Here is a 24,133-nt window from a genome sequence, read left to right as displayed (position 1 = left end):
CCGGTCGGCTCCACGAGGTCCGGCAGACCGTAGGGGTGGCCGGGGCCCTTGCCGTCACGGGCGCAGGGTGTCGGCAACGTCGGCACCTCCTCCCCGCGGTGGGGCGGGAGCGGCCAGCAGGAACAGCCGGTCGCGTCGGTGAGCGGCGCCGACGTCGGATGCGCGTAGGCATAGCCAGCTCGTGTCGTACCCGATCGTGGCCAGGTCACGGTGGACGACGTCGAGGCCTCGCCGCAGGAGGGCGGCGACGTTCTCCACGAACAGCAGCCGGGGTCGAAGGACGCGAACGGCGTCGGCGACGTGGTTCCAGACGCTGGAGTGTGCGCCGGTGATGCCGGCTCGGCGGCCGGCGTTGCTGATGTCCTGTCGCTCCAATGTCATTGTGGTGGTGCCGTCTTCGTTGACGGTGGCCGGTGAGGCGGCGGTGGGCTGACTCGTTTCCGTGCTGTCACCGCGACGACAACCGATGACAGGGAGCGACCCGTGTGTTCTTCGAGAATGGGAGGCGCGGTGGCGGGTTGGCTCCTTCCCTCAGGTCGCTTTCGTGGTTGACGTGGTCTTGTCATGTCGCCCGTCGCCGCTTCGCTGAGGGCCGGTGTGACTTCATTGGAGCGTGACCCCGCACTGGGGTTCTTGATTGAGGCATGTCCGCCGGTCGACCCCTGATTCGAGAGGAGAACGGAGATGGATGCGAAGGTCGTGATCGGGCTCGATCCACACAAGGATGTTCTGGTCGCTGTCGCCGTGGATGGCAACGGCCGGCAGCTCGACGTGAAGGATGCGATTGCGAGGCCGCGCGGATACCGGGCGCTGCTGGTCTGGTCGAGGAAGCTAGGACCTCACCGCTGGGCGGTGGAGGACGTGCGTCATGTCGCCGGCGGGCTGGTGCGGTTCTTACTCGCCGAAGACGAGCATGTCGTGTGGGTGCCGACGCATATGAGCGCCGACCACCGGCGTCGGGTGCGTGCGGTTGGGAAGTCCGACCCGATCGACGCCCTCGCCTGCGCCCGCGCCGCGTTGGCTGAGGACCTACCGGTTGCGGTGCCCGAGACGGATGTGCGGGAGATCAAGATGCTCCTTGATCACCGCGAGGACCTGGTGGGTGAGATGGTGCGGATGTGCTGCCGGCTGCGGTGGCATCTGCACGACATCGACCCGGACTTCGCCGCGACGATCCCGGCCCGCAAACTGCACCGGCCGAAGTGGAACGCGCTCGTGACCGCGTTCCTGCGGGAGCGCGAGGGTAGTGTCGCGGTCTCGATCTGTCTGGACCTGATAGAGCGGATCAAGGATCTCGGCGACCGCGCCGGACGCCTGGAACGTGAACTGGAAGAACGGGTCAAGGTTGAGGCCCCGCAACTGCTGGAGCTGCCGGGTTGCGGGCCGATGTCGGCGGCGCGGATCGTTGCTGAGACGGGTGACCCCGCGAGGTTCAAGTCAGCGGCAGCGTTCGCGATGTTCACCGGCTGCGCTCCGATACCGGCGTCCTCGGGAAACAGCCAACGCGTCAGGCTCAACAGAGGTGGCAACCGGCGAATGAACGCCGCGATCCACCGGATCGCGATCACTCAGAAGCGCATGCACCCACCCGCGCAGGACTACCTCGCCGCCCGTCGAACGCTCGGTAACCCGAACACCGAGGCGATCCGCGCACTCAAGCGCCACCTTGCCAGGCGAGTGTTCACCCTGCTACGGAATCGTGACGCAGCCACAACAGCGATCAGGCCAGTCGCTGGCCTTGCTGCCTGAATCATCTGGACGTCCCGACGCGGGCTTGGCCGCAGCTCGGTGGACGGCAGCGTCTCTAGACGACGTCGAACATCAGCGACTCGATCCGTCCGTCACCGGGCGTCGGGCGGAAACTGATCACCTCGAGTAGCTTGTCGAGGTCCGAAGCGACAACTCTGGTCTGCTCGAACTCAGGCTCTTCGCCGTGCACGATTGCGCCATCTCGTCGGACGGCAAGATAGCCGTAGTGCCCTCGGGCCGACAGCAGGATCGGGAAATGTTCGGTCCAGAAGTCGGCGACCGCGGCTCGCTCTTCATCGGTCGACGCTGCATCCAGACTGATCGTCTCGAACTCATTCCACGCGAATTCGTCTGTCGTCGTGCCTGCGTAGTCGTCTGTGGAGAGAAACCACGTTGCTTCGTCAGCGCTCGACAGCCGAGAGAAGGACGAGACCCATGAAGCGACGGAGCTGTGTGCTCGTCCGAGTGCGGCAGGGGCGAGCCATGCTCCCGCAGGCGCCGGGGAGAACAGCCAGCCTGCGGATTGTAGGCTACCGATCGCCGACGCACGCAAATCCATAGCCACCAGGCTAACGAAGTGCATCGAGACACGAACGTGCCGAGCACCCTTGATGTCGGAAGGCGCCCTCGGCCGACATCGCGGCGCTCGAACTTGACATTGAGGCGCTCGAACTTGACATTGAGGCACGGGAACCCGGCGGTGAGGATGTCGACCGCCTCGACCCGGGGCCAGTCGACGGTGCGGATGTCTCCGAGGTTGGGGATGCCGGGCCAGTGGTGGGCGAGGACGGTGCTGGCGTGCCGGTCGGTCTCGGCGTACCAGGTGAGTCGGCCGCCGAGCACCAGCTCGACGGCCAAGTCGAGACCGCCGTACCCGCTGCACAGGGATCCGATTCGTGGGGAGGTGGTCTGCGCACCGCTCACGCCACCTCCCCGAGCCCGTGGCCGGTCGTCGTCGCGTCGTGGGGGCAGGTCCACGGCCCGCAGCCCGGCGTGTCCCCTGGCCGGGTGCGTGGGCGCAGGATTACCTGGTCGAGCGGCACCCGCTGCCGGTGCAGGAAGAACTGCCCGCGCAGCGGATGCCCGTCCGCGTTGGCCCGGGCGGAGCCGTCGCGGATGGCGTGGTCGAAGGCGACCGCGTCGGCCCACTCCTGCGGGCTGTGCTCACGCAGCGCGAACCAGAAGGCGTCGTCGTGAAACGGGCACCCCACACACGACGACTTCGGGGTGTCGGCGAGACCGTGCCGGGCCAGGAAACGCAGGCAGTCGGTTCGTCGCCAGCCCAGGTCGAGCAGCGGGAAGACGTTACGCATGTAGCCGACGTCGGCGTCGCGGGCGCGGTGGACCTCGTCGACCGAGATACCGATGGCCATCTCGGCGACGACTCCGGCGGGCACCCGTCGGGGATGGGGATGACCGAGACGGCGCCGCACTTCTGCCTTGATCGGTTTGATCTTGTATTCGGAGGTGCACTGCCGTCGGGCCATTCCCCGCTCGCCGTTGCGGCCGAGCGTGAACAGGGGCATGCTCGCGAACCGGTGTGCGGGGTCGAGGGCGTCGGCGCGGATGTCGCCGGTGCCGACGCGTACGACGTCGATGCCTGCCTGGGCGGCGATGCTGCTCAGGCGGTGCAGGTGCCGGTAGACCGATCGTGGTTCCCACCGGGTGTCGGCGAAGATCGCCGCGTCGAATCGGGGAATCGTCCCGTGGACGGCCAGCAGCAGGAGCGTGGTGCTCTGCACCCCGGCGCCGAGGGACAGGAAACGGTAGGCGGGTGCGGTCACTGCACCACCCCGGTCCCGTCCTCGGCGGCCTTGGTGAAGATCAGGACGTCTTCGTGGGCGATGAGGTGCATCGGTGTTCCGCCGGCCCTGGCCCTGCGGACCTGTTGGAGTTGGAAGAACGACGGTCGGGCGACGAGGTGCCCGTCGCGGACGGCGGCGAGCAGGGCGACGCACCGTTCGGTCGGGACGAGCCCGGCGCGGATACCGGCGGCGATGACGGCGCTGGGCAGGTCGACCAGCTCGCCGCGTTTACGCCAGGGTCGGGCGGTCACCACGACGACCCCGCCGGGGCGGAGCAGGGTGTGGCAGCCGGCCAGGATGCGGGTGAATCCGTCGGCGAGGCCGGTCAGGTCGCGGTAGGCGAGGTTGCCGCGGTCGTGGCCGTCGTTGTACCGGTCGTCGTACTTGACGACCCCGTGCTCGCCGGGCCGCACGAGGCCGTGCACGGTCGGTCCGTAGGGCGGGGAGGTGACCACGAGCGCCACCTGCCCGGTCAGCGCGGCCGGGACGAGGGCGGTGAGGCGGGTGGCGTCGCCGCGGATGACCGAGGCCCGTCCGGTGGCGCCGTGGTCGTGGGCGTGACGGATGTTGGCGTCGGCGATGTTCGACCAGCGCGGCTCGTACTCGATGCCGAAGGCGTCGCGGCCGGCGTGGACGGCCTCGACGAGGGTGGTGCCGATGCCGCACATGGGGTCCAGGACCAGGTCGCCGGGTCGGGTGTAGGCGTCGACGGCGTGGGCGGCGATCGCGGGCAGCATCCGGGCCGGGTGCTTGACCGACTCCGGCACGTACCGGCCGCGTCGTTGAACGGGGCCGGTGGCCTGGGCGGTGACCCAGACCGACAGGCCGTCCGGGTCGGCGCGGTGGCGTCCCTCGTACTCGCGGTGCCCGCCGTAGTCGTTCCCGCCCACGACGGGGTCGTGCTGGCTGGAGGGCGGCGTGGTGGTGTCAGGCACGGCCGTCACCTCCAACGCGGGCTCGCCGGGATCGCGGTTCGGCGGCACGGTCGGGGTGGGGGGTGAAGACGAGCAGGTCGGCGTGGACCCGCAGGTGCGCGACCTGCCACCGCGCGGTGTCGTGGGCGAGGGTGAGCAGTTCCTCGTCGGTGACGTGGTAGACGAACTGGTCGCCGTCGGTGTCGGCCTCGACCGCGACGATGTGCTGCAGGTAGCCGAGGCCGGCGGCGGCCGCGGCGGCCACCAGCGGACCGAAGTCCTCCGGCGTGGGCTGCGTCCCGGCGGGCACACCGACGACGAGGACGAGGCAGCCCCCGGGGCGCAGCAGCCGCGCGCAGGCCGCGAGGAGCCAGGCGAGGCGGACCCGCGCGGTGGTGTCCGCTGTGTGGAGCGGCCAGCACGCGACCACCAGGCTGGTCGCCGCGTCCCGCCGACCGTCGTCCGGCGGCGTGAGGGAGTCGGTGCCGGGGCGGTCGAGGTCGGTGAGGTCGTCGCCGAACCACGCGCCGAGCTCAGGCGGGTCCTCGCCTCCGTCGGTGTCCGGCATCGGCGTGCCGGTGACCGGGGTGGTCCCCGATGCCGGGGGCGGCTCGGTGGTGGTGGGGCCGATGATCAGGCTGGAGCTGTCGGTGAACCAGGCCCGGTGGTGGCGGCGACCGCCTGTGGCGCAGATCGCGGTGAGGGCGTGGTCGTTGGTGAGGTCGACGACCGCCTCGCCGGGCCGGCTGTAGGCGGCGACGAGGCGGTACGCGAGACGGGTGGGCAGGCTGGTGTGGGCGTCGGCGTCGGTTCGGGCCGTGCGCCAGACCGTGATCGGGACCGGCGGGTCGCCGGCGATCAGGTCGATGAGGGTGGGGTCGACCGGCGGCTGGTGGCCGGTCTGAGGGTGCGGCGGGTGCTGGCTCATGTGGATGTCGGCTCCGCGCCGCGCCGTGAAGCGCTGACACCCCCGAACCGCGCCTTGTGAGCCGTGACGAACACTTGCTCCGCTCGCAGGCACTCACAGCCGCCGACCGGACGTCGGGCATGCCCCGGGTGGGGTTGGCGCCCGTCGTCGACGCCACGCCGAACGCCCGCCCGATGCATACCGTCGGGCACCGCGAGGTCGTGACCGCATGCGGGGACCAGCCGGCCCGCTCACAGCGCCGCCACGGTGAGACCGCTCGTGGGCGACGTGGCCGACGGGGGCTCACGGCGGTGGCCAGCGCGGTGAGACACCTCGTGCTGTCAGAGGGCGGTCCGCAGTAACTTGATCTGATCTATGCGTTGCGTCCGGTTGGTGGCCTTTTGGCAGGTGTGCTATGGATAGCGACAGGTCGATCTGTGGGATGTGAGTCTTGGTCGTGACTGCGGGGCGGCTACGGCGTTAGCCCGGTCATGGGTGATCGAAAGCCGTATCCCAGTGATGTCAGCGACGAGCAGTGGGAGCTGATCGGGCCGTTTCTGCGGGCGTGGAAGGCCAAGCGGGTCGCGGTGTCGGTGTCGGGCCAGCCAGGCGGCTACGACCTGCGGGAGATCGTGAACGCGATCTTCTACCAGAACCGGACGGGTTGTCAGTGGGCGTACCTGCCGCATGATCTGCCGCCGAAGTCGGCCACCTACTACTACTTCGCACTGTGGCGTGACGACGGCACTGACCAGGTGATCCACGATCTGCTGCGCTGCCAGGCGAGGGAGAAGGTGGGTCGTCGGGAGGATCCGAGCGCGGTGGTGTTGGACACCCAGTCGATCCGGGCGGCGAACCACGTCCCGGCCGCGACGACCGGCAAAGACGTCGCGAAGAAGGTATCGGGGCGTAAGCGGGGTCTGGCGGTGGACGCGTTGGGGCTGGTCATCGCGGTCGTGGTGGCCGCGGCGTCGGTCACCGACAACGCCATTGGTATCCGGCTGCTCGACAAGGTCGTCGCACACACCCCGACGGTGAGCCGCGCGTGGGTCGACGCCGGGTTCAAACAGGACCTCGCGCTGCACGGCGCCGTCCTCGGGGTCGACGTGGAGGTCGTCAAACGCACCGACACCCGGCCCGGATTCGTGCCGATTCGTAAGCGGTGGATCGTCGAACAGGTCAACGGCACGTTGATGCTGCACCGCCGCCTCGTGCGCGAGTACGAGAGCCGACCCGAATCGGCGGTGTCACGAACCCTTTGGGCCTCGACGGCGAACATCGTGCGCCGGCTGACCGGAACCAGCACACCCACCTGGCGGCACCGGTGAACCTCCCCACCGTCCTCGACCTGATCACCGACCGGGAGACCACCGCACGCCGGCACGCCGACCAACTCCGCGAGCAGATCACCGCCCTGACCAGCGAACTCGCCCGCCTCGATGGTGAACTGGCCGACCTGGCGACGACCCGCACCACTCTGCGCACCCTCGCCGCCGCCGAGTTCACCGCCGACGATCCGACGATTGCCAGCGGGCCCTACCAGCAGATCCTGCATGTCCTCGGCGCCGCGCCCGCCGGCATGCGCGCCAAAGGCATCTGCCTCGCACTCGGCGTCGAGCCCTCACCGAAGAACGTCGAAGGCACCCGCGCGAAGCTGAAACGCATGGTCAACCGCCAAGTCCTCACCGAAGACGAACCCGGCGTATTCACCCTCGCCCCGAAACGGACCTAACACTCCGAACTGCCCTCTCAGATCCATGCCCAAGGACGGATCGCTTTCCGCACGCGTCCGCGCCAGCGTGCACGTTGCGGGTGGAGGAAGACCTCTATGTCCTCTAGGGCGTTGGCGGCGGTAGCGCTGATGTGTGGAACCGACCGGGCTCGGTGTAGCGCGGCGACTACTCGGCCTTCGTCCAGCTGACGATAGACCCTCGCCAGATGTCCTAGACATGTTGCGGCAAGGGCGCTGACTTGGCGGTCGTCGTGCCTGAGCAACTGGAGATGCAGTTCCTGCAACTCTTCCCAGTCTCCGTCGCTGTACAGCGCGGTGCCGACCATGGCATCCAGGGCGCCAGAGAGGTCACCGCGATCGAGCGCTATGCGTACCTCGGCCGGCGTCGCTGACGGCGGGTTGTGGAAGACATGATGCTCGTGGCGCACAGTTACATCCTTGCTCACGCACGGAACGGTCAGGTACCCCTGGTCGAGGCAGATCCGGATGCTGTGAGGTGGCCGGGCTCCCGTCGTTCGCGGCTGTGGCGAGGCAGAATCGTAGGGTTATTCCCACGTACCCGAATCCGGCTGTCCTCTATCAATAGGGCGTGTGTGCCGCCGACATAGATGGTTCACCGCTCACGATGGTGGGCGATCACCAGTCGCGCCACTCGCCGGCCGCTTCATCGACGCCACGGCGCTCCAGCAACGCCTCGACGTCGATGCCTGCCTCGGCGAGTACTTCCTCGATGTACTCGCTCAACTCCTCTCGGGTGATGGTCTCGATGTGCTGGCCGAGATCCAGGTCGACGCCGTTGAGGGTGCGCACGACCCGTTCCACCGCAACCCACACGGCCTTGTCTGTCGGGGAGTCCAGACTTGCGATCTCCTGCTCGTACGCCTTCAGGGCCGCGTCTACCGCGTCGACGAAAGCCGGCGGGAATGCCTTCAGCGCGTACGCCTCGTCCGGCGACAGCGTTCCTGCGGCGATCGCCGCCCCCTGCTCCGCCATCTCTCGCTGCCACCGATAGGTCAGCCGTTCGATCACGGCTACAGCGTAGGCGGTTCCGGAAGGGGTACGGACGCCTGAAGCCGCGCCGTGGTGATACTCAGGGCGGTTGGGCCGCTCCTCGACTTGCAGCAGACGCGGACGGAGCCCGGCAGAAGAGGGTGGCCACAGGGCCCAGCTACGGCTGGCGTACAAGTAGACGGTCACCGCGTCGGTGGGCATCAAGGTTGAACAGGACAGCTCGGCGCACCCTGGGGGCATCACTCTCCATGCAGCGCGGTGCGCGGCATGTCAATGAAATGCGATCGAGCTCAGAGCGTCACGTGGATCCCGACCGGCGTCCTCGCACCGGCACCGCTATTCATCCTCAGGCAACGATGGCGGTGGTCACCGCAGTGATCCCGACGGGAGGTAGCGGCGACGGCCAGGGCATCGAGCCACCTCCGATAGTGGCCGGGGCGGCTGTGCCGATCGCGCCGGCTGTGCAGGTCTGATGTCCGGACGAGGCGTTCGAGTTCGATGGTCGAGGTCATGGGTGTCAAGCTATGAACCGGCCGCCGCCGGCCGCCTGAGCCGCCGTACTCAAGCGCACTTGAGCATCCTGCGCCAGGTCTACAGTGTTGTGGTGAGCGGACAGAGGGTACGGGATGCCTATTCGTCGAGGTCAGAGCAGTACATCGCTCTGTTCGACGGCGGCTGGCAGGCCCACGTGGATGACACGGCCCTCGTCGGGGGCCACCTCGCCGGCCTGGAAGGCGCGGTGCTCGATCTCGGTTGCGGCCCCGGCCACTGGACCGCCTACCTGCATTCGCTCGGCGCCGACGTGACCGGCATCGACCTGGTCCGTGAGTTCATCGACCACGCCCGAGCGAACTTTCCCGGGCCGGAGTTCCGGCTCGGCTCGATGACCGAACTGGACGTCCCCGACCACTCGGTGGCCGGCATCCTCTCCTGGTATTCGACAATTCATCTGCCGCCCCAGGAACTGGACCACGTGCTCACCGAGTTCCGCCGAATGCTGACCCCCTACGGGAGGTTGGTGATCGGGTTCTTCGACAGCGACGACGAGGTGGCCGAGTTCGACCACAAGGTCCTCACTGCGTACCGCTGGCCGGTGGACGAGTTCTCCGCACGCCTGACGAAGGCCGGCTTCACCGAACTTCAGCGCCTGCGGCAGCAGTTACCGGACCGCCCGGACCGCAGGTAGCGCGGCCATCGCCGCAAGCGCCGCCTGAGCCCGCTGCGCAGAATCCACCATCCGAAGGACACATTCGGCCTGACCGGTCTCGATCATGGTTAAGGCCGAGACACGAGTCGAACCGACGGGATAACCGGCAGTCACGGGCGACAGGCCAACGCGAGATTCGCGACCGGCATCACGTGCACTCAACTCGGCACGGCTGAGCGTTCGATCTACCCAGCCGCCGATCACGTAGCGTGACGATCGGTTTGCGGCAACGAGGACGCCGTGGCGCTACAAGTCAGAGATCGACACGCCGCTCGATCGCCGCAGGATCATCCACTTCGCCGAAGCGGAGAACGGCATGGGCTGGCCTCGCGGGAAAAGCTCGCAGATACGGCTCCATCGCGGCGAAAAGTGCAGTCGCGTCAGGACCGTATGTGTAGAGCACCGCTTCGCCGCCGCCGAACTCGTCGCCATCGACTTCCCCGAGGCCGGCGGATTCGATGACAGCGGCCAGACGCTTCTTGAGCGCGCGCACCGCTTCGCGGTCCTGCTCCTCCCCGAAGCCGCCGCCGGACAGGGAGTAGCACACGATGACCGCGTCCTCTGGTGAATCCATGGATACTCCCTGCCCAGTCATTCGGGGCAGCATGCTCGCTGCTTGCACGGCGACGTCGCCGCCGCATTCCCGTCTGCCTATCCCGCAGGGATGCTAGCGCGCCCGCGCGGCGCGGGGTCTGGGCATGACGGGACGCCAGCGAACAACGACTGCCGTCACCCTAGGTGACGACCGAATCGCGGCAGATTAGTGAGCGAGGTCGAACCCGTTGCTGACCGTTGGCGTACCGGCATCACGATGTGCCTACCTGTGGAAGCGCCGGGCGGCGGTCCCGATTCCTGAGGTTCTCCGTGGCCGTTGAGCTACCAGCCTCTACAACAGACGCCGAGCATCCGACCACGTGCCCAGTCACGAGCAGATCCGGGCGGTCCGCGAGGTGGTCGGCGGACTGGTATCCGGGCCGGACGAGTTCGGGAGACATGTGCAGGCAGTAGCAGCGAGGTTTCGATCTCCCCGGCGTGCATGTCGTCGTGGCGGGTGCTGCACGGCTCGGCGTGCTGGCGGGCCGTCTCCCAGTCCTGTTGTCTCGGATACAGGGCCATGCGGCGTCCGGCGACGTTGGCTTCCTGTGCACAACATTGGATTTACCACTCAACAACGCCATCGAAGTGCCCTGAACTGCGCCAGCAGCGTTTCCAATCTAAACGCTGCGCGGCAAGGCCAGGAGGCAGCCCGGAATATGCGCTTATACTTCCATGCCCCCAGGAACGCGGCGCTTGACATCTTCAACAGAATCTGACGAAAGCACTCGTGAAAGCACGTGTCCGCGGATACGTCACAGACATATCGGAGGGCTCGGAGACAGCTCCGGCTCGAGCTGCTACCAGAGGGGCATGGGCGACTTTTCGACCAAAGCAGACAAGCGACAGTACGCTCTGTTGTCACGCAAACACGCTGTGGTAGCCTCGTCGCAAGATCCAACCAGAGGGTGTTGGGCGACTGCTGGATGGGGAGATGATGTCGAGCAAAACACGCGGCGTGGGTAGAATTCGTGCACTCGCGTCCGGGATCTTCGCGGGCGCAGCACTGGCCCTTATGGCATTCCCGGCACCAGCAATCGCCGCATATCGGGTGTCGGTCAGCGGCGACACCTGGAGCGATTCGAGCGTTTGGTATACGTCGGCGACCTGGCGAACCGTGTCACACGCAGACGGACCGTACATCAGCATCAACATTAGCTCAGCGCCAAAGCTGGGTAACAACACCGCCGACTACATTAAGTGGCGAATCAGGACCGATGCCGACGGCCCCACCTACGCCATCAATCAAACGCCGTCAACGTTCACGGACCTTGGCTACTACGGCCCTCCGGGGACTCAGTTCAGAAACAAATTCGCCCGAGGGACCACATGCCCCAACTGCAATCACTCCTTCTCCGGCAGGATGACCTACTAGGATCCTGATCCTCCCGCGCGGGTCGCATATCCCCTTGGGCTCACATGCGACCCGCGCGGGTTGGCGCGGACGACACGAGACATGATTGGCCAAGGCATGTTCTGGTTCCTTCGATTGGAGTGGCCCGCGCGGGCGGCAGTGGCCTGTTCGCTTCTGGCCGCTTTACTGGCAAGCGGCGCGTGTGGCGCCTCCCCGGCGGCGTCACAGTACGGAAGTGCGCAGGACGCCGCCAATGAGTATCGGGATGAGGCCAGGCGTCTGCAGTTGGCGCCAGGTTGGACGTGGCCTGCGGGCCCCGAGTATGCAGAGCGAGCAGAGGATGGTGCCTTGCAGATGTATCAAACGAACCTAGGGAGGGTAGATGCCGCGTGGTATTGGCATTGCTCCTGGGGTCGAACCTTCCTCTCCGCCTCGGATACGATGGAACGGCAGTCCGCAATGAAGGAAGTGTTGGCGTTACGTGAGTCAGCGTTCTACAGATGGGGTCTCGATGACCTGGAGCGAAGCCGGAGGAACGATATTCTAAATAGTGTCACTGAGGGGAAGAATGATGAGTTCCGGCAGATTATCGAGCTCAACTGCCCGACGACTAACCAATGACTACCTCCATATCGCCGAAATTCCGGGCATCTGATCGTCTAGCTTTTGCGCCCTTGGCATTGGGTATCGGGATAGGCGTGGCAGCATTTGTGCCGGACACGCTGGAGGGCTCGACTTCCGAACTCCTGCTTCCCGTTGTTAGCTCAGGGTTTGCTTGGGGGCTGGTTGCACTTTTGTCCGCGATGTTCGCCGACAAGCGATCAACGGCCATCCTCTTCGGGGTTGGCACCCTCTGGCTTGCGACCATTACATACTACTCGCTAATATTATTTGTCAGTCGTCGCTGGTATCATGCAGCGGATTCCTTTGAAGGCAGCCGGTTTGGCCAATGGGCCGGGCTCATGTCGGTGGCCAGGTCGGCAGGCGTATGGCTTGCAGCGTCGGTCTGCGCGGGCGCGCTGATGGGAGTCCTGGCGCACGTCATGAGGCACGGAACCGCGCGAAGTAGCACAATCTCGATGGGAATTTCTTTTGGGTTACTGGCTGGACGAGGAGTTTTTCACCTCTTCCACATAACCGTACTTTGGGTTGGCCCGTACGATTCTTTCGCATTGAGCAAGCTTCATTCGGCGCTAATTGAGGTTCTGCTGGTTGTCGCATCGCTCGCTATCGCGGTCTGGATTCGGCGAAGAACAGTACACTTGCCCGTTCTTGCGCTAACCTTGGTGCCCGCCATTGTTGCGAGCGCCGCTCTTTGGTATGCGATAGAGATGATCAGACCCGCACTGTGACCGGCGCATCGGGCCTGAGCGGCGTCAGCGGACTGCCCTCGCTTCCCATGCCGCCAACCACCCCACCCCATCTTGCGACTGCCGCAATGCGATCTTCGAGCCGGGGAGTGTGAAGAGCTTCTTGCGGTCCGTGAGCCGAGCTCAGACACGCTGACATCTGCAGTTCGGAGGTCGGCCGGACCGAAGTCCAGCCACACAGCTAGAGGCAGCGGCCGGCAGGTAGCGCGTCCGCTCGGCGGCCGCGTGAGAGTGTGCGGGCGAGTATGAGCGCGCCTCTGCGGGCCGAGCGCGTACCGGCCAGAGGGCCGGGCAGCGCGATCCTGGCCGGGGCTGCGGGGGCAGGACTGTTCAGACGATGCGGATCTGAATCCGTGGTGTCGCTATGCGATCAACAACGGCGACGGTGAGGCCCTGGCGGTGTGGCGGGCGCTGACCTGGGAGCTGACCGCGGGCCGGAGCCGGTTCGCCATTCCCGCCTACTACCGCGACGAGGCAGCTCAGCTGCGGAGTGTGGGCCGGGAGGCGGTGCGGCTGGTCCGCTGGGAGTACGAGGTCGACGTCGAGCAGTCCGAGTGGCTCAGCGCGGATGTCGGGTTCGTCCCGGCCCGCGCCTGCGTTCCGCTGCGGCCGGCGCCGGGCTTGTGGCAACGAGAACACGCCGGCTTCGCCGGCCTGTTTACCTTGGCCAGCTTCCGGCACCTCACCGACCTTGCCCTGGCCGTGGGAGGCGACGCTACCTCGGAGATTACGCTGTTCGCCCTCCACGATCCGGGCCGGACCCGCCTGCTGGCCTCGACGCTGAATCAGGCGCACCGTCCTGACCTGGCCGAGATTCTGCAGCCCGGTGACATCTTCGTCGGCCTGTCCGTGGTCCAGGATCTGGGTGCCGGCGCTGCCAGCTATCTCACCGTTAAGACACCCGAAGCCACCGACAAGGTCGAACATCTGGCCTGGCACTTCAGTGAGGCATTTCGCCGTTACGCGAACGCGGCCAGCCAGATCCGTACCTTCGACGAGTTCCGCAGCGCGATCGATGATCTGCTCGCCCAACCCGCAGCATCGGAACCATCTGACGTCGCCCCCTCAACCGCACGCTGCCACGCTCACCCAGCGGCAGGTCCGTGCCTCGGATCAACGTCCCGCCGGCTCACTCGCTCGCCAGCCTCAAGGTCGTGCTCGATCCGGGATCAAGTGGTTACGGAAGCCCTGGGATGCCACTCGATCCCGGATCGAGCGTGACCTTGGCACGGAGAGCACGACGCACGCTCATCGGCAGATCCGGACGCTACATGGGGCAGTGCTGTCATTACGTGAAGTGATCATTGGGTCTTCTGCAACCGATGTCGGGTGGCCCGGCAGGTCAGGCCGGAAACACCCTTAGATCCACAGGCCCGTCGACCGGCCTGGGCTCGGCCGTCGTCGAGTCTGTCGCCGTGTTGGATCGACGTCTACTTATCGGGTATGCGCTACGTGGGCGAAGCTGCGCTGGGCCAGGTCAGGCGTGTTTGTCCGGCGTGGTGCTGAGTGGAAGGTCGGGTGTGAGGTCGGCGGTGGTGAGTCGGCGCATGTAGCGGTCGGACAGATCGGCGGCAGCCGCATGCTCGCCCAGGTGGCTGAGGATGTCCACGGCTCGTTGGTGTAGGTCGGCGTTGTATGGGTCGACACGGATGCCGGCCTGTAGATGGGCGAGCGCCGTGCGGGGGTCGGGTGCGGTATCGGCGAGAGCGGCGTAGGCGTCGAGCACTCTGCGTCGGGCGGCCTCTCGGTGGGGTTCGAGCCAGGGCCATGTGTGTCCGGTGGCGAGGTCGCCGGTGTAGGCGGTGATGACCGCCTGCCAGGCCGTGGTGGTGCCGGTGAGGGCGGCCGACGCGTGGTCGGCGGTGGTGTGCAGGTGCCACAGGTCGACGTCGACGTGGTGGGGGTGGAGGCGGTAGCGGTCGCCGGTGCGGTCGAGAACTGTCACGCCGGTGGCGGTGCGGGCGGTGGTGCGGAGTTCGCTGAGGGTGGTGTAGAGGCGTCCGGTGAGCCGGTGTGCGGGTAGGCCGGGCCAGAGCGCTTCGGCCATGAGGTGGCTGTCGGCTCCGTCGGCGTGCACGGCGAGGAAGACCAGTGCCTGCCACGCCGCGGACCGTCGCAGGACCACTCGGGAGCCGTCGATGAGCAGCTCCGGTTCGCCCAGCACGCGTAACCGCATACCCGGCGGCGGGTTGCCGCGTCGTGGGCGGGCCTGGCGGGGTATTCGCGTTGCCGGTGTGGTGGAGGTGTCTGGGGTTGGTGGGTTGAGGTGGCCGGTGACGGTGAGCAGATCCGCTGCGGCCACCTCGTCGAGCACACACATCCGGTGTGCCGCCGTGGCGTCGGAGGTGCGGCCGTCGGCGTCGATGTGCCATGCCGGCGCGTCCGGCCACGACCCGAGCACGACAGGCGTGGCCGCGCCGGTGACGAGCGTGTCGGTAGGGGGAGCATCGAGGATCAGCACCGCCGGCAGCCGCCCACCCGATCCCCGCGCTCCTGTCGCCGGCTTCGACGGGGCCAGCAGGGTGGTGGAGTGCGCGACGGTGTCGACGATCGTCAGTCCCGACCCGGGCCGTAGCCGCTCGGCCGCGGGCCCGAGCAACATTTCGCCCGCGCGGCGGGTGATCACCACCTGCGCGTCCGGTTGTCGCATCGCGGTGAGGAGGACGCTGACCAGCAGGCCCCGCGCGGCGTCGAATGCGCCGGGTCCGACCAACCCCACTCCCGTAGGCGGCAACCCCACCGGCAGCACCGCCGCCGGTACGGATACAGGGCGGTCGGCGGTGGCGGCGGTGATGGCCGCCACGGTGGCCGGCAGAGGCGTCAGATCCGCCCCGTCGTTGTCGGCGGGGCGTGAGTGGGGGCGGTAGCCGCGGCGGCGGCGTAGCCACATCAGCCCGACCGCGACCGTCACCTGGTCGGCGACCTCGCGGGGCAGCCACCCACCGGCCACAGCGACACCGCCATCAAGCCCGGCCCGCTCACCCTCCACCGGCGTGGGAAGACCTGTGCTTCCCGTCGGTGGCACCGCGTCGACGCCGACAGCTGGTGTGGCGGGGGTGGGGATGGTGAGCGCGGCGGCGCCGGCGATCCCGGTCGCGGTGGCCTGCCACGGAGTGGGTAACGGCAGGCGACGCAGCCACCGCACGCCCGCCCACATCCGCACCGCGACGCGGACGGTGATGATGTAGGCGACGAACGCCCACAGCAGCCACGCCAGCACGACCGCCATCAGCATCAGGTTCTGGCCGGTCAGCGGGTCACGGATCCACTGCCACACCACCAGCCGCACCCCACCGCCCGGCGACGGCCACCCCACCACCATGACGAGCAGCAGCGGCGGACCGGCCAGCACCACCACGAGCACGACGAGCGACACGACCTGCCGCGGCCAACGCATCGTCACCCACCTCCTACCGGACCGCGTCCCAGCACGGCGACGGTGGCGGGGACACCCTCGTCACCGGGCGACCGCCACCGGAGCGGGGTGGATGATGCGGGTCCACAGACGACCCAGCCACCACACCCCGACCGCGACCGCGTAGATGACCGCCAAGATCCCCGTCGTGCCCGGACCCGCCAGCGCCGCGATCAGGATCGCCGCCGGCGCGCCGAGGACCAGCCGCAGGACCAGCCGCGACACCAACGCCGTGACCACCCCGACCCCGATGAGCAGACCACCGAACCGGCCGCCGAAGTCGATCCACACCAACATGTGCGGCCACCGCTCCGCCGTTACCGACCACTGCAGCACCAGCATCCCCACCGTCGCCGTCACCACCGACGACACCGGAAACGCCAGGAACCGCGACCACCCACCCACCGGCGTACGCCACCCGCGCACGGCGATCACCGCGAGAACCGCCGCCACCACCACGATCGGCACGATCGGCACCACCGACCAGCGCAGGAACGGACCCAGCTCCATACCGATGTACTGGCTACCCACCACCGCGTACATACACGCCACGGCGACACCGAGCCAGGAAGCGGTGAGGATGCCGGTGGCGACCTGCGCCCCCGGCGACAACGGCAACCCAGTGTCGGTACGCGACGCCAACGCCGCACCCAGAACCGTGCCCACGCCGAGACAGGCGAGCATCGCGAAGACGGACGCCATCGCGAGCTCGCCCCAGTTCAGCGTCGCCCATTTCCCCATCGCCGCGCTGTTCCACACCGGGGTGAACAGCATGTGCGACACCAACGCCAACGACGCGAACCCCGACACCGCCACCGCCAGCGCCCGCCCCACCGACGGCAACGGCTCCACCACCACCTCCGGGCCCTCGCCCGGACTCCGCGCGCCGGCGTCCGCAGCCCCATGCGCGGCCGCGAGCGGCGGATCCCGCACCAGGAACGGCGTGAGACCTGTGTCGGTGGCCAGCACCTCCGCGACCAGTCGCATCTGCGCCGTTCCACCCGCACACCACAACCCCGCCACCGTCGCCGGGTCGACCTCCGCCGCGTCCACCGCATCACGGACCAGACCGGCCGCACGTTCCAGGACCGGACGTGCCGCCTGCGTCAACACCAGGTCGTTGACCACCACCGCCGGACCCGACGGCACCGCAACCGTCACCGCCGCATGCGCGAACAGGGCATGCTTCGCCGTCCGCACACTCGCCGTCAACGCCACCCCCTCACCGGTCCCCGCAGCGACCGGGACGGGAGAGAGGGCGACAGCCATCGCCGCGTCGACGGCGTCACCACCGGCATCCGGGTCGGCGAGGGTGGAGAGGATCTCGAAGCCGACCGCAGTACGGCGGACCACGCTCACCTCGGCGCCGCCACCCAGGTCACACACCACGATGACCGAACCCACCGGCAGAGGCACACCCCCGGCGCGCAGATGCGAGGCCACCGCCACCGGCGCCTCCACCAGACGCGGCTGCGGCAACCCTGCCCGATGCGCCACGTGACGAAGCCAGGTCCGGCGCCGCGGTCCCCACCCCGCCGGCACCACCAACCGCACATCCTCAACGTCTCCGCCGACGATCCGTCGGGCCTCGTCAGCGGCACGCCGCAACGTTGCCGCCACCAGATCTGCCGGCGCCACTTCCGCGCCCGCCACGCTCACCTGCTCTTCGGCAGGTCGACGGGGGACAGGAACGAACCTTTGCGGCTGCGCCACCGCCGCCCGCCACGCCTGCTGTCCCGTCACCACCGACCCGTCGTCGGAGACCAGCACCGCACTGGGCAACCCCGGTTCACCGTCGAACACCAGCGGCGACCACGACCCGTCCGACCACGCCACCACCCCGGTTGTGCTGGCACTCCCACAATCGATCGCCAGCCGTACCTGCCCCGATCGCATGCGCCATAGTCAAACATGAATCATGTCATCACGTGAGGGCATAACTACACACAGCGGCAGCCATCGGGTTCAGAACGCGAGCCGAGCCCACACCGACGAAGCGGCGCCGCACCCTAGGCGTCGGCACGCCGCTTCGTTCCCAGCACCCTTGGGCGGCACGGCACTTCGCCGCTTCGCGTTACCAAATCCGGGCGGGCATCGGCGGCGCCGGCAGCGCCATGCCTGCCGGGGAGACCGCCGGCCTGGACGGCGGGACGGAGGGGGTCAATCCCAATCCGTCTGCAGAGGGTCAGTCTCGCGGACGTACGACTACACCCCCTCGCGGAAGAGGGCGACCACGACCTTGATGCGACTGGTCTGCCGACTGAGAGCGATCCAACCTGACAAGCGCTCGAATCGTGTCCTGTCGTATGAACCGCGGCCATCGGTCCGGGTGAGGACAATGTCCGCCGTGACAGAGATCGAGTGGAGAGCGGCTCTCGCCGAGTTCGTGCGCAGCCGTGCAGCCGGTGACGCACCCGACGAGATCACTGCCCTGGCGATCACGGAACGAATCATCGAGTCGTTCCCCGAACCCACACCCGCGCACGCCGTGCGATGGAAGCTCGCCGCTTGGCGGCGCCGACCAGTGGACCCGGCCGTTGCCGACGCTGTCGAACGAGTCGCGCACGTCCTCGTTCACACCGACACAAACGCCACCATCAGTCGTCAGCAGGTGGGCTCCCACGCCGGACGTCCGCTCGATCTCTTCGTGGCAACGATGGCATGGGGATTCGGCGAGCAGGCGTACGGATGGCACCGCACGCGCCGGATCCTTGATCGAGACGCACAACAACGCCTACCCGCGCTCGTGGACGCTCTCCGCAGCAACGCGGACCGCCCGGCGCAGACGTGGCACATGCTGATGGGCCCGCAGGGCTTACGCGGACTGGGCCCTGCCTTCGGCACGAAGCTTGCCTACTTTGCCAGCTACAGCAACGAGCGCGGCGATGGCCCGTTGATCGCGGACCAATGGACAGCGTGGGCGTTCTGGGCTTTCGCGGGACCGTGGGACATCCGATCGTCGCCGCACACCTATGCCGAGTACGTGCACCACTGCCACGCATGGGCGACCCGGTTACACCGCCGGCCAGACGACGTGGAGCGGGCGTTTTTCCTCGCTGGCCCATACATTCGGCAGGTCTGGCGCCAAGCGATGCAGTAAGCCTTCAGGCTGGCAGTGCCCACCGCAGGGTTGAGCATGATGCCTTCCGGCCCTGAGCGACCTCTCCGTCAGGACCGGACCCAGCCTGTTACCGGCTGACGCGCGCCCGGTGCCGCATCAGCGAGGTACGCAGCGACCCGGGCGATGAGTATCCCCAGGGCCCATTCCACAGATTTCTAATCCGCTCCGGCTTGCCGGGCGGCTGCCTCCAGGGCTACGAGCTCCGCCTCATCGAATACCGCCTCCATCGACGTAACCAACGTAGCCTTCGGGCGGGTACCGCTTTGCGGCCTCCGTGAGGGGATGTACACGGTCCAGACCGGCGAAAACCCTCTTCCCGTCGTGCCTATACCGACAGCTGCCGCTACCTGATATCGATGTTCGATCACGGCCTGACGCACCTTGTCGATGTCATCGGTATCTCCAGCCGGCTGCTGCCACCGGCGCTTCACCTCAACGAACAGCCGGTTGTTCTCGCTACCCCGCAGACCTCGTCGGTGGACGACAAGGTCCGGCTGCATACGCGTCCTCCTGGCCCTGTCCCGAACCTTCATGGCCCCATCGGTGCCTTGTCGGTCGTACTCGGCGTCTACGTGCCACATGGGATCGACGTGCGACACAAGGTGATGGGCGAGGCGAGCGGTCAGCGCTCGCTCGCCGACTCGGTGACGAAGCAGGGCCCAGTCGTGCACGTACAAGTCGGCGAGGGCGCGCCTTAGCCACACAAGAGCTACGCGCTCCGCGTCGAGGAGTTCGTTAGCTCCCATCGGCTACGCCTCGTCGAATCCCTGGTACGAGTACACCTGAACACCGTCCCAGCGGTCGCTCTGGGCGTACAGATGCTCCACCACCGGCGCGGCAGACTCGGATGCACCGACGTACATGCCAGCTTGCGGCATCCTCACCACCGCCGGGAGGGTGCCCGCTGCGGTCGTCTCCACCGGCATTATTCGTCCGTCTACCGGTCCGCCGATGAACCAGGCTTCCACCACCGCCACACAAAAATACTGCCCGCCGGCATCTGCCCCGGCCATCGTCCGCTCGGATCTACGTACCACGCCCGACCTCACATCGGGCCGTTGGGCTTGTGTCCGACTCGCCTGCCCATCACCTCGAGTCGGCACCTCTCGCTGCCCGGCACGGACTACTCGCCATCCACGCCGACCCAGCCCTCGTTCACTCGGTTTGAGCATGGGCTCTTGTAGGGCGGCGACGATCCGTGAGGCGCGGAGGTGCGAGGGCTACTGCTGTCCGCCGAGGCCAGAGCCGGGGAGCGGGACCTGGTGGGGTCACGTCCGCGCTGGTGGTGTAGGAGACGGCCATCGCGGGATCCGGTTGTATGTTATGCGGCGATCGGGGTTGGGTTGGGCTGGCAGTCGGTGTCGTGTCGGTCGGTGTCGAGCGTGAGCATGCGAGCTTTCGCGAGGAGTTCCAGGCCCATGTAACGCCGGCCCTCGGTCCACTCGTCGGTCTGCTCGGCCAGCACCGCACCGACGAGGCGGATGATCGACGGCCGGTTGGGGAAGATCCCGACGACGTCGGTGCGTCGGCGGATCTCCTTGTTCAACCGCTCCTGCGGGTTGTTCGACCAGATCTGACGCCAGATCTCGCGGGGAAAGCTGGTGAAGGCCAAGAGATCGTCGCGAGCCTGATCGAGATGCTCGGCGGCGGCCGGGAACTTCGCCTCGATCGTGCCCACGACCCTGTCGAACTGTGCTCGGACGGCGTCGGCGTCGGGCTGGTCGAAGATCGTCCGGACGAGGGTGCCGATCCACGGCTGTGCCGACTTCGGCACCTTCGTCAGCAGGTTGCGCAGGTAATGGGTCCGGCACCGCTGCCACGAGGCCCCGGGCAGGGCCGCCCCGATCGCGGCCACGAGTCCGGCGTGGGCGTCCGAAATGACCAGACGGACACCGGACAGGCCGCGGGCGGTCAGCGACCGCAGGAACGCCAGCCAGCCGGCGCCGTCCTCGTCCGAGGCGACGTCGAGGCCAAGGACTTCGCGCCCTCCGTCGGCGTTGACCCCGACCGCGACCAGGGCGTGAACGTTGACCGTGCGACCGTGCTCTCGGACTTTCATCGTCAGCGCGTCCATCCACACGAACGTGTAATGCTCACTGTCGAGGGGCCGATTGCGGAACGCCTCGACCTGCGCGTCCAGGTGGGCGGCCATCTCCGAGACCTGCGACTTCGACAACTGCCGGACGCCGAGCTGCTCGACGAGCTTCTCCACCCGTCGGGTCGACACCCCGAGCAGATAGGACGTGGCCACCACCGAGACGAGGGCTTGCTCGGCCCGCCGGCGGTGCGTCAGCAGCCAGTCCGGAAAGTAGGAGCCCTGCCGCAGCTTCGGGATCGCCAGATCGATCGTCCCGGCCCGGGTGTCCCACTCCCGAGACCGGTATCCGTTGCGGGAGTTCACCCGCTCGTCGCTGCGCTGCCCCCAGGCGGCGCCGCAGATCGCGCTACGGATCAGAAGGTTAGGGGTTCGAGTCCCTTCGGGCGCACAAGATCAAGAGGGGTCCGGGCTGCGGGAACGCGGTCCGGGCCTTTTCTGTTGTTCGCCTGTTGTGGACGGTGGGTGTCACGTGGGTGCCACTCGGGTGTCATCACGCTTCGTGACGACGAGTTCCGTCGGGGGGTGTTGACCTGCGGCTTCTTGTGCTTGGCGGATGCCCTGCGGGCCGGAGTATGTGCCGCCGGTCGCGGCTGGGGTCGGTTGCGGCGGCCGTTCTTGCGGATCTTCGCGCGGGTGCGGTGGGCGGCAGCGAGGACGAGGTGGGCGGTGGCGTCGGCGCAGCGGCGTTGGGCGTGGGGGAGGACGCTGGTGTAGGTATCGGCGGTGACGACGATGCTGGAGTGTCCGAGCATGTCCTGCAGAGTTTTGAGGTCAGCGCCGGCCTCGTGCGCGAGGGACGCGGCGCCGTGGCGCAGGTCGTGTAGTCGGACCGGCGGTATGCCGGCGCGTTTGACCAGGAGCCGGAATCGGCCGCTGGCGTAGCCGGGGTGCAGGGGGTTGCCGTCTTTGCGGATGAACACGTACCCGGAGTCGACCCACGTTTTCCCCGCTGCGACCCGGCGGGCTTTCTGGTCTCGTTGGCGCTCCCGGTGATCGCGCAGCACATGGATGGTGCGCTTGTCCAGGGCGACCGGGCGGCGGCCGGCGGCGGTTTTGGGGTCGCCTTCGATGACCTGGTAGCCGGCGGTGGTGCGGTTGCGTTCGACGTAGAGGACGCCGCGGTCGAGGTCGATCTCGGTCCAGCGCAGGCCGCACATCTCGCCGCGGCGCAGGCCACGTAGAGCGGTGAGCCACCAGAACGCGAACAGCGGGTCGTCGGTGACGGTGTCGAGGAACGCGCCGAGCTGCTGCGCGGTCCATACCGCGACGGCGGGGTGTTCGCCGGTGGTGTGCCAGGCGTGGACGCGGTCGTCGGTCCAGACCTGGGCGTGGGGTTTGCGGTAGCCGGCGACGGTGATGTGCCGGGCGGGGTTGCTCTCGATGAGGCCGTGTTTGACGGCGAGGTTGAGCGCGGCGCGCAGGGTGGTGCGTAGGTGCTGCATCGCCGACGCCGATTGGGGCAGTCCTTTGGTGTTGGTGGTCTGGGCGATCTGGTCGAAGACGGTGCGCAGCAGTCGGGCGTCGAGGTCGGCGAGGCGGTACGGGCCGAGATGGGGGATCAGGACCCGTTCGACATCGCGGGTGTAGTGCAGGCGGGTGGTCGGCCGAATCCGGGTGTGCTGGTCGAGCCAGTGCCGCAGCCACCGCTGCACGGTCCAACCGCTGGCGGTGCGCTGCGCCTGGCTCGCGGCCAACCACTCACCCCGCGCCCGACCGGCGGCCGCCTGCGATGGGTAGCCGCCGCGGCGGACGCGTTCGGACCGACCGAGCAGGTTGGTGGCGGAGCAGTGGAAGTACCAGGTGCCATGGTTCCGTTCACCTAAATCCGGGCAGCGCTGCTCGCGTCGCCGGCCGTTGTCGTCGCGGCACCCGCACCGTTTGAAGATCACACCTGACGTCGCCATGACGGCACCCTTCTCGTGGAGGTCATCGTTTCCATCGGCGTCGGCCTTCCTGCTGACACGGGCCCGTCAACCGATACTCGCCAGCCGCGTCTTCCGACCATCAGCGCGCACCGTCAGGGGCGATAGGCCTGGCTTCCTTCGTGCCGTCATGAACACGCAGAGCCAGCGGGAAGCCCAGTTCCCGAACTGCCGACGAGGGTGCGTCGCTATGTCCAGGTTGGTTGCGGTGTCGCGCCTCAGGCACGTGTTCGCGTGCGTGCCGTGGATATGGTCGAACCCGTACCGGTGCGTGTCACGTGGAGTGGACGGGGACGGTCGGGGCGATGGTCGTGGTCGAGCGGGGAGACGAACTCGGCGCGGGATACCGGCGCCGCATCACCGAGGTCTACGTGCGCAGCTTCGCGGCGGACTTCGTCGCGTTCTCGCGCGACACCGGCAAGTTGGCCGACGCGTTCGAGCACATGCTGCTGCTCGAACGGTTCTACATCGCGCTCGTGGACGGGGAGCCCGCCGGCCTCGCCTCGTTCACCGAGGGCGACCAGACGCTGTTCGCGCCGCGCTGGCGAGAGTTCCGGCGTCATCTCGGGCTGGCGCGCGGGCTGCTCGGCTACCTGGTGATCCGGAGATGGTTCATGCGCCACTCCGACGACGCCCGGCCCGGGCTCGCCGAGATCGGGTTCGTCGCCACCGAGCCGGCTTATCAGGGACGCGGCGTCGCGACCGCGTTGCTGCGTCACCTGCTGACGTTGCCGGGATATCGCGAGTACGTCCTCGAGGACATAAAGGACACCAACGCTCCCGCCCTCGGCCTGTACGCCAAGCTCGGCTTCACGGTGTACAAGCGTCGGAAAGTGCGCTTCGCGCGACGCGCCGGCTTCACCGAACTCGTGTCGATGAAGCTCGTGCGGGACTCCACCTCGCAGCCGACCGCCGACCGATGACCCGGAGCCGC

At 67.7% G+C, this 24,133-nt stretch carries 21 protein-coding genes and 2 pseudogenes; 9 read left to right on the top strand and 14 right to left on the bottom strand.

What is annotated here, in order from left to right:
• Nucleotides 1–54: 54 nt before the first annotated feature.
• Nucleotides 55–375 (bottom strand): DNA cytosine methyltransferase, encoded by a 321-nt coding sequence (locus ACQVFL_RS29430; RefSeq protein WP_431728071.1) that lies wholly within the window; start codon nucleotides 373–375, stop codon nucleotides 55–57.
• Nucleotides 376–684: 309 nt separating this feature from the next.
• Between ACQVFL_RS29430 and ACQVFL_RS29425 the strand changes: the two genes are divergently transcribed.
• The gene (locus ACQVFL_RS29425) at nucleotides 685–1,749 is read left to right on the top strand and encodes an IS110 family transposase (protein WP_396697246.1); all 1,065 of its coding nucleotides are present in this window, start codon (nucleotides 685–687) and stop codon (nucleotides 1,747–1,749) included.
• A gap of 55 nt (nucleotides 1,750–1,804) precedes the next feature.
• Here the strand turns inward: ACQVFL_RS29425 and ACQVFL_RS29420 are convergent, their stop codons facing one another.
• The 5 genes and pseudogenes from ACQVFL_RS29420 to ACQVFL_RS29400 form a co-directional block, all read right to left on the bottom strand.
• A complete protein-coding gene (locus tag ACQVFL_RS29420) occupies nucleotides 1,805–2,308 on the bottom strand; it encodes a hypothetical protein (RefSeq protein WP_396697532.1) in 504 nt (167 codons plus the stop codon).
• Between the two features lie 137 nt (nucleotides 2,309–2,445).
• A pseudogene (locus ACQVFL_RS29415) lies at nucleotides 2,446–2,673 on the bottom strand (DNA cytosine methyltransferase); the annotation flags it as partial.
• Nucleotides 2,670–3,533: a hypothetical protein gene (locus tag ACQVFL_RS29410; protein ID WP_396697244.1), complete on the bottom strand. Its 864-nt coding sequence runs from the start codon at nucleotides 3,531–3,533 to the stop codon at nucleotides 2,670–2,672. The gene ACQVFL_RS29410 and the pseudogene ACQVFL_RS29415, both read right to left, overlap by 4 nt.
• A complete protein-coding gene (locus ACQVFL_RS29405; protein WP_396697504.1) occupies nucleotides 3,530–4,444 on the bottom strand; it encodes a TRM11 family SAM-dependent methyltransferase in 915 nt (304 codons plus the stop codon). Before ACQVFL_RS29405 ends, ACQVFL_RS29410 begins: the two co-directional genes overlap by 4 nt.
• 37 nt (nucleotides 4,445–4,481) lie before the next feature.
• A complete protein-coding gene (locus ACQVFL_RS29400; RefSeq protein WP_396697242.1) occupies nucleotides 4,482–5,396 on the bottom strand; it encodes a hypothetical protein in 915 nt (304 codons plus the stop codon).
• A 470-nt stretch (nucleotides 5,397–5,866) separates the two neighbouring features.
• On the opposite strand from ACQVFL_RS29400, the gene ACQVFL_RS29395 reads away from it, so the two are divergent.
• Together ACQVFL_RS29395 and ACQVFL_RS29390 are read left to right on the top strand one after the other, a co-directional pair.
• A complete protein-coding gene (locus ACQVFL_RS29395; RefSeq protein ID WP_431728070.1) occupies nucleotides 5,867–6,703 on the top strand; it encodes an IS5 family transposase in 837 nt (278 codons plus the stop codon).
• The gene (locus ACQVFL_RS29390; RefSeq protein ID WP_431728069.1) at nucleotides 6,700–7,107 is read left to right on the top strand and encodes a hypothetical protein; all 408 of its coding nucleotides are present in this window, start codon (nucleotides 6,700–6,702) and stop codon (nucleotides 7,105–7,107) included. Before ACQVFL_RS29395 ends, ACQVFL_RS29390 begins: the two co-directional genes overlap by 4 nt.
• Nucleotides 7,108–7,124: 17 nt before the next feature.
• On the opposite strand, the gene ACQVFL_RS29385 is transcribed toward ACQVFL_RS29390, so the two are convergent.
• Both ACQVFL_RS29385 and ACQVFL_RS29380 read right to left on the bottom strand, forming a co-directional pair.
• Nucleotides 7,125–7,553 carry a hypothetical protein gene (locus tag ACQVFL_RS29385; RefSeq protein WP_431728068.1) on the bottom strand — a complete coding sequence of 143 codons (429 nt, stop codon included), beginning with the start codon at nucleotides 7,551–7,553 and terminating at the stop codon, nucleotides 7,125–7,127.
• A 190-nt stretch (nucleotides 7,554–7,743) separates the two neighbouring features.
• Nucleotides 7,744–8,136 (bottom strand): hypothetical protein, encoded by a 393-nt coding sequence (locus ACQVFL_RS29380; RefSeq protein ID WP_431728067.1) that lies wholly within the window; start codon nucleotides 8,134–8,136, stop codon nucleotides 7,744–7,746.
• Between the two features lie 586 nt (nucleotides 8,137–8,722).
• On the opposite strand from ACQVFL_RS29380, the gene ACQVFL_RS29375 reads away from it, so the two are divergent.
• Nucleotides 8,723–9,304 (top strand): class I SAM-dependent methyltransferase, encoded by a 582-nt coding sequence (locus ACQVFL_RS29375; RefSeq protein ID WP_431728066.1) that lies wholly within the window; start codon nucleotides 8,723–8,725, stop codon nucleotides 9,302–9,304.
• A 274-nt stretch (nucleotides 9,305–9,578) separates the two neighbouring features.
• Here ACQVFL_RS29375 and ACQVFL_RS29370 read toward each other — a convergent pair whose 3' ends face one another.
• Entirely contained in the window at nucleotides 9,579–9,899 is a 321-nt protein-coding gene (locus ACQVFL_RS29370) for a hypothetical protein (RefSeq protein WP_431728065.1), read from the bottom strand.
• 2,072 nt (nucleotides 9,900–11,971) lie between these two features.
• Between ACQVFL_RS29370 and ACQVFL_RS29365 the strand changes: the two genes are divergently transcribed.
• Complete coding sequence (locus tag ACQVFL_RS29365; RefSeq protein WP_431728064.1) at nucleotides 11,972–12,625, top strand: hypothetical protein; 654 nt, start codon at nucleotides 11,972–11,974, stop codon at nucleotides 12,623–12,625.
• 417 nt (nucleotides 12,626–13,042) lie between these two features.
• Nucleotides 13,043–13,864 (top strand): hypothetical protein, encoded by an 822-nt coding sequence (locus ACQVFL_RS29360; RefSeq protein ID WP_431728063.1) that lies wholly within the window; start codon nucleotides 13,043–13,045, stop codon nucleotides 13,862–13,864.
• Nucleotides 13,865–14,120: 256 nt separating this feature from the next.
• Here ACQVFL_RS29360 and ACQVFL_RS29355 read toward each other — a convergent pair whose 3' ends face one another.
• Both ACQVFL_RS29355 and ACQVFL_RS29350 read right to left on the bottom strand, forming a co-directional pair.
• The gene (locus ACQVFL_RS29355) at nucleotides 14,121–16,040 is read right to left on the bottom strand and encodes a hypothetical protein (protein ID WP_396748871.1); all 1,920 of its coding nucleotides are present in this window, start codon (nucleotides 16,038–16,040) and stop codon (nucleotides 14,121–14,123) included.
• Between the two features lie 60 nt (nucleotides 16,041–16,100).
• Nucleotides 16,101–17,954, bottom strand: a complete 1,854-nt coding sequence (locus ACQVFL_RS29350) for an Hsp70 family protein (protein WP_431728062.1) — start codon at nucleotides 17,952–17,954, stop codon at nucleotides 16,101–16,103.
• 451 nt (nucleotides 17,955–18,405) lie between these two features.
• Between ACQVFL_RS29350 and ACQVFL_RS29345 the strand changes: the two genes are divergently transcribed.
• Both ACQVFL_RS29345 and ACQVFL_RS29340 read left to right on the top strand, forming a co-directional pair.
• Nucleotides 18,406–19,158, top strand: a complete 753-nt coding sequence (locus tag ACQVFL_RS29345) for a hypothetical protein (RefSeq protein WP_431728061.1) — start codon at nucleotides 18,406–18,408, stop codon at nucleotides 19,156–19,158.
• A gap of 377 nt (nucleotides 19,159–19,535) precedes the next feature.
• Nucleotides 19,536–19,877 (top strand): hypothetical protein, encoded by a 342-nt coding sequence (locus tag ACQVFL_RS29340; protein ID WP_431728060.1) that lies wholly within the window; start codon nucleotides 19,536–19,538, stop codon nucleotides 19,875–19,877.
• Between the two features lie 51 nt (nucleotides 19,878–19,928).
• Here the strand turns inward: ACQVFL_RS29340 and ACQVFL_RS29335 are convergent, their stop codons facing one another.
• The 3 genes and pseudogenes from ACQVFL_RS29335 to ACQVFL_RS29325 form a co-directional block, all read right to left on the bottom strand.
• Nucleotides 19,929–20,156 carry a hypothetical protein gene (locus tag ACQVFL_RS29335; protein ID WP_431728059.1) on the bottom strand — a complete coding sequence of 76 codons (228 nt, stop codon included), beginning with the start codon at nucleotides 20,154–20,156 and terminating at the stop codon, nucleotides 19,929–19,931.
• Between the two features lie 344 nt (nucleotides 20,157–20,500).
• Nucleotides 20,501–21,622 (bottom strand): annotated as a pseudogene (locus ACQVFL_RS29330) (IS256 family transposase); the annotation flags it as partial.
• A gap of 8 nt (nucleotides 21,623–21,630) precedes the next feature.
• Nucleotides 21,631–23,181, bottom strand: a complete 1,551-nt coding sequence (locus ACQVFL_RS29325; RefSeq protein ID WP_431728058.1) for a tyrosine-type recombinase/integrase — start codon at nucleotides 23,179–23,181, stop codon at nucleotides 21,631–21,633.
• Nucleotides 23,182–23,504: 323 nt separating this feature from the next.
• Here ACQVFL_RS29325 and ACQVFL_RS29320 point away from each other — a divergent pair, with 323 nt between their 5' ends.
• Nucleotides 23,505–24,122, top strand: a complete 618-nt coding sequence (locus tag ACQVFL_RS29320) for a GNAT family N-acetyltransferase (protein WP_431728057.1) — start codon at nucleotides 23,505–23,507, stop codon at nucleotides 24,120–24,122.
• Nucleotides 24,123–24,133 lie beyond the last annotated feature (11 nt).

The sequence above is a fragment of the Verrucosispora sp. TAA-831 genome, assembly GCF_050780145.1.
GTDB lineage: Bacteria > Actinomycetota > Actinomycetes > Mycobacteriales > Micromonosporaceae > Micromonospora.
Note: the sequence above shows the minus strand (reverse complement) of the source record. Positions and strands in the feature narration are given on the sequence as shown.

Coding starts and splice junctions, on each gene's coding strand:
- ACQVFL_RS29425 (WP_396697246.1), top strand. CDS start 685: ATGGATGCGAAGGTCGTGATCGGGCTCGATCCACACAAGGATGTTCTG.
- ACQVFL_RS29420 (WP_396697532.1), bottom strand. CDS start 2,308: ATGGATTTGCGTGCGTCGGCGATCGGTAGCCTACAATCCGCAGGCTGG.
- ACQVFL_RS29400 (WP_396697242.1), bottom strand. CDS start 5,396: ATGAGCCAGCACCCGCCGCACCCTCAGACCGGCCACCAGCCGCCGGTC.
- ACQVFL_RS29395 (WP_431728070.1), top strand. CDS start 5,867: ATGGGTGATCGAAAGCCGTATCCCAGTGATGTCAGCGACGAGCAGTGG.
- ACQVFL_RS29370 (WP_431728065.1), bottom strand. CDS start 9,899: ATGGATTCACCAGAGGACGCGGTCATCGTGTGCTACTCCCTGTCCGGC.
- ACQVFL_RS29355 (WP_396748871.1), bottom strand. CDS start 16,040: ATGCGTTGGCCGCGGCAGGTCGTGTCGCTCGTCGTGCTCGTGGTGGTG.
- ACQVFL_RS29350 (WP_431728062.1), bottom strand. CDS start 17,954: ATGCGATCGGGGCAGGTACGGCTGGCGATCGATTGTGGGAGTGCCAGC.
- ACQVFL_RS29340 (WP_431728060.1), top strand. CDS start 19,536: ATGTTCGATCACGGCCTGACGCACCTTGTCGATGTCATCGGTATCTCC.
- ACQVFL_RS29325 (WP_431728058.1), bottom strand. CDS start 23,181: ATGGCGACGTCAGGTGTGATCTTCAAACGGTGCGGGTGCCGCGACGAC.
- ACQVFL_RS29320 (WP_431728057.1), top strand. CDS start 23,505: ATGGTCGTGGTCGAGCGGGGAGACGAACTCGGCGCGGGATACCGGCGC.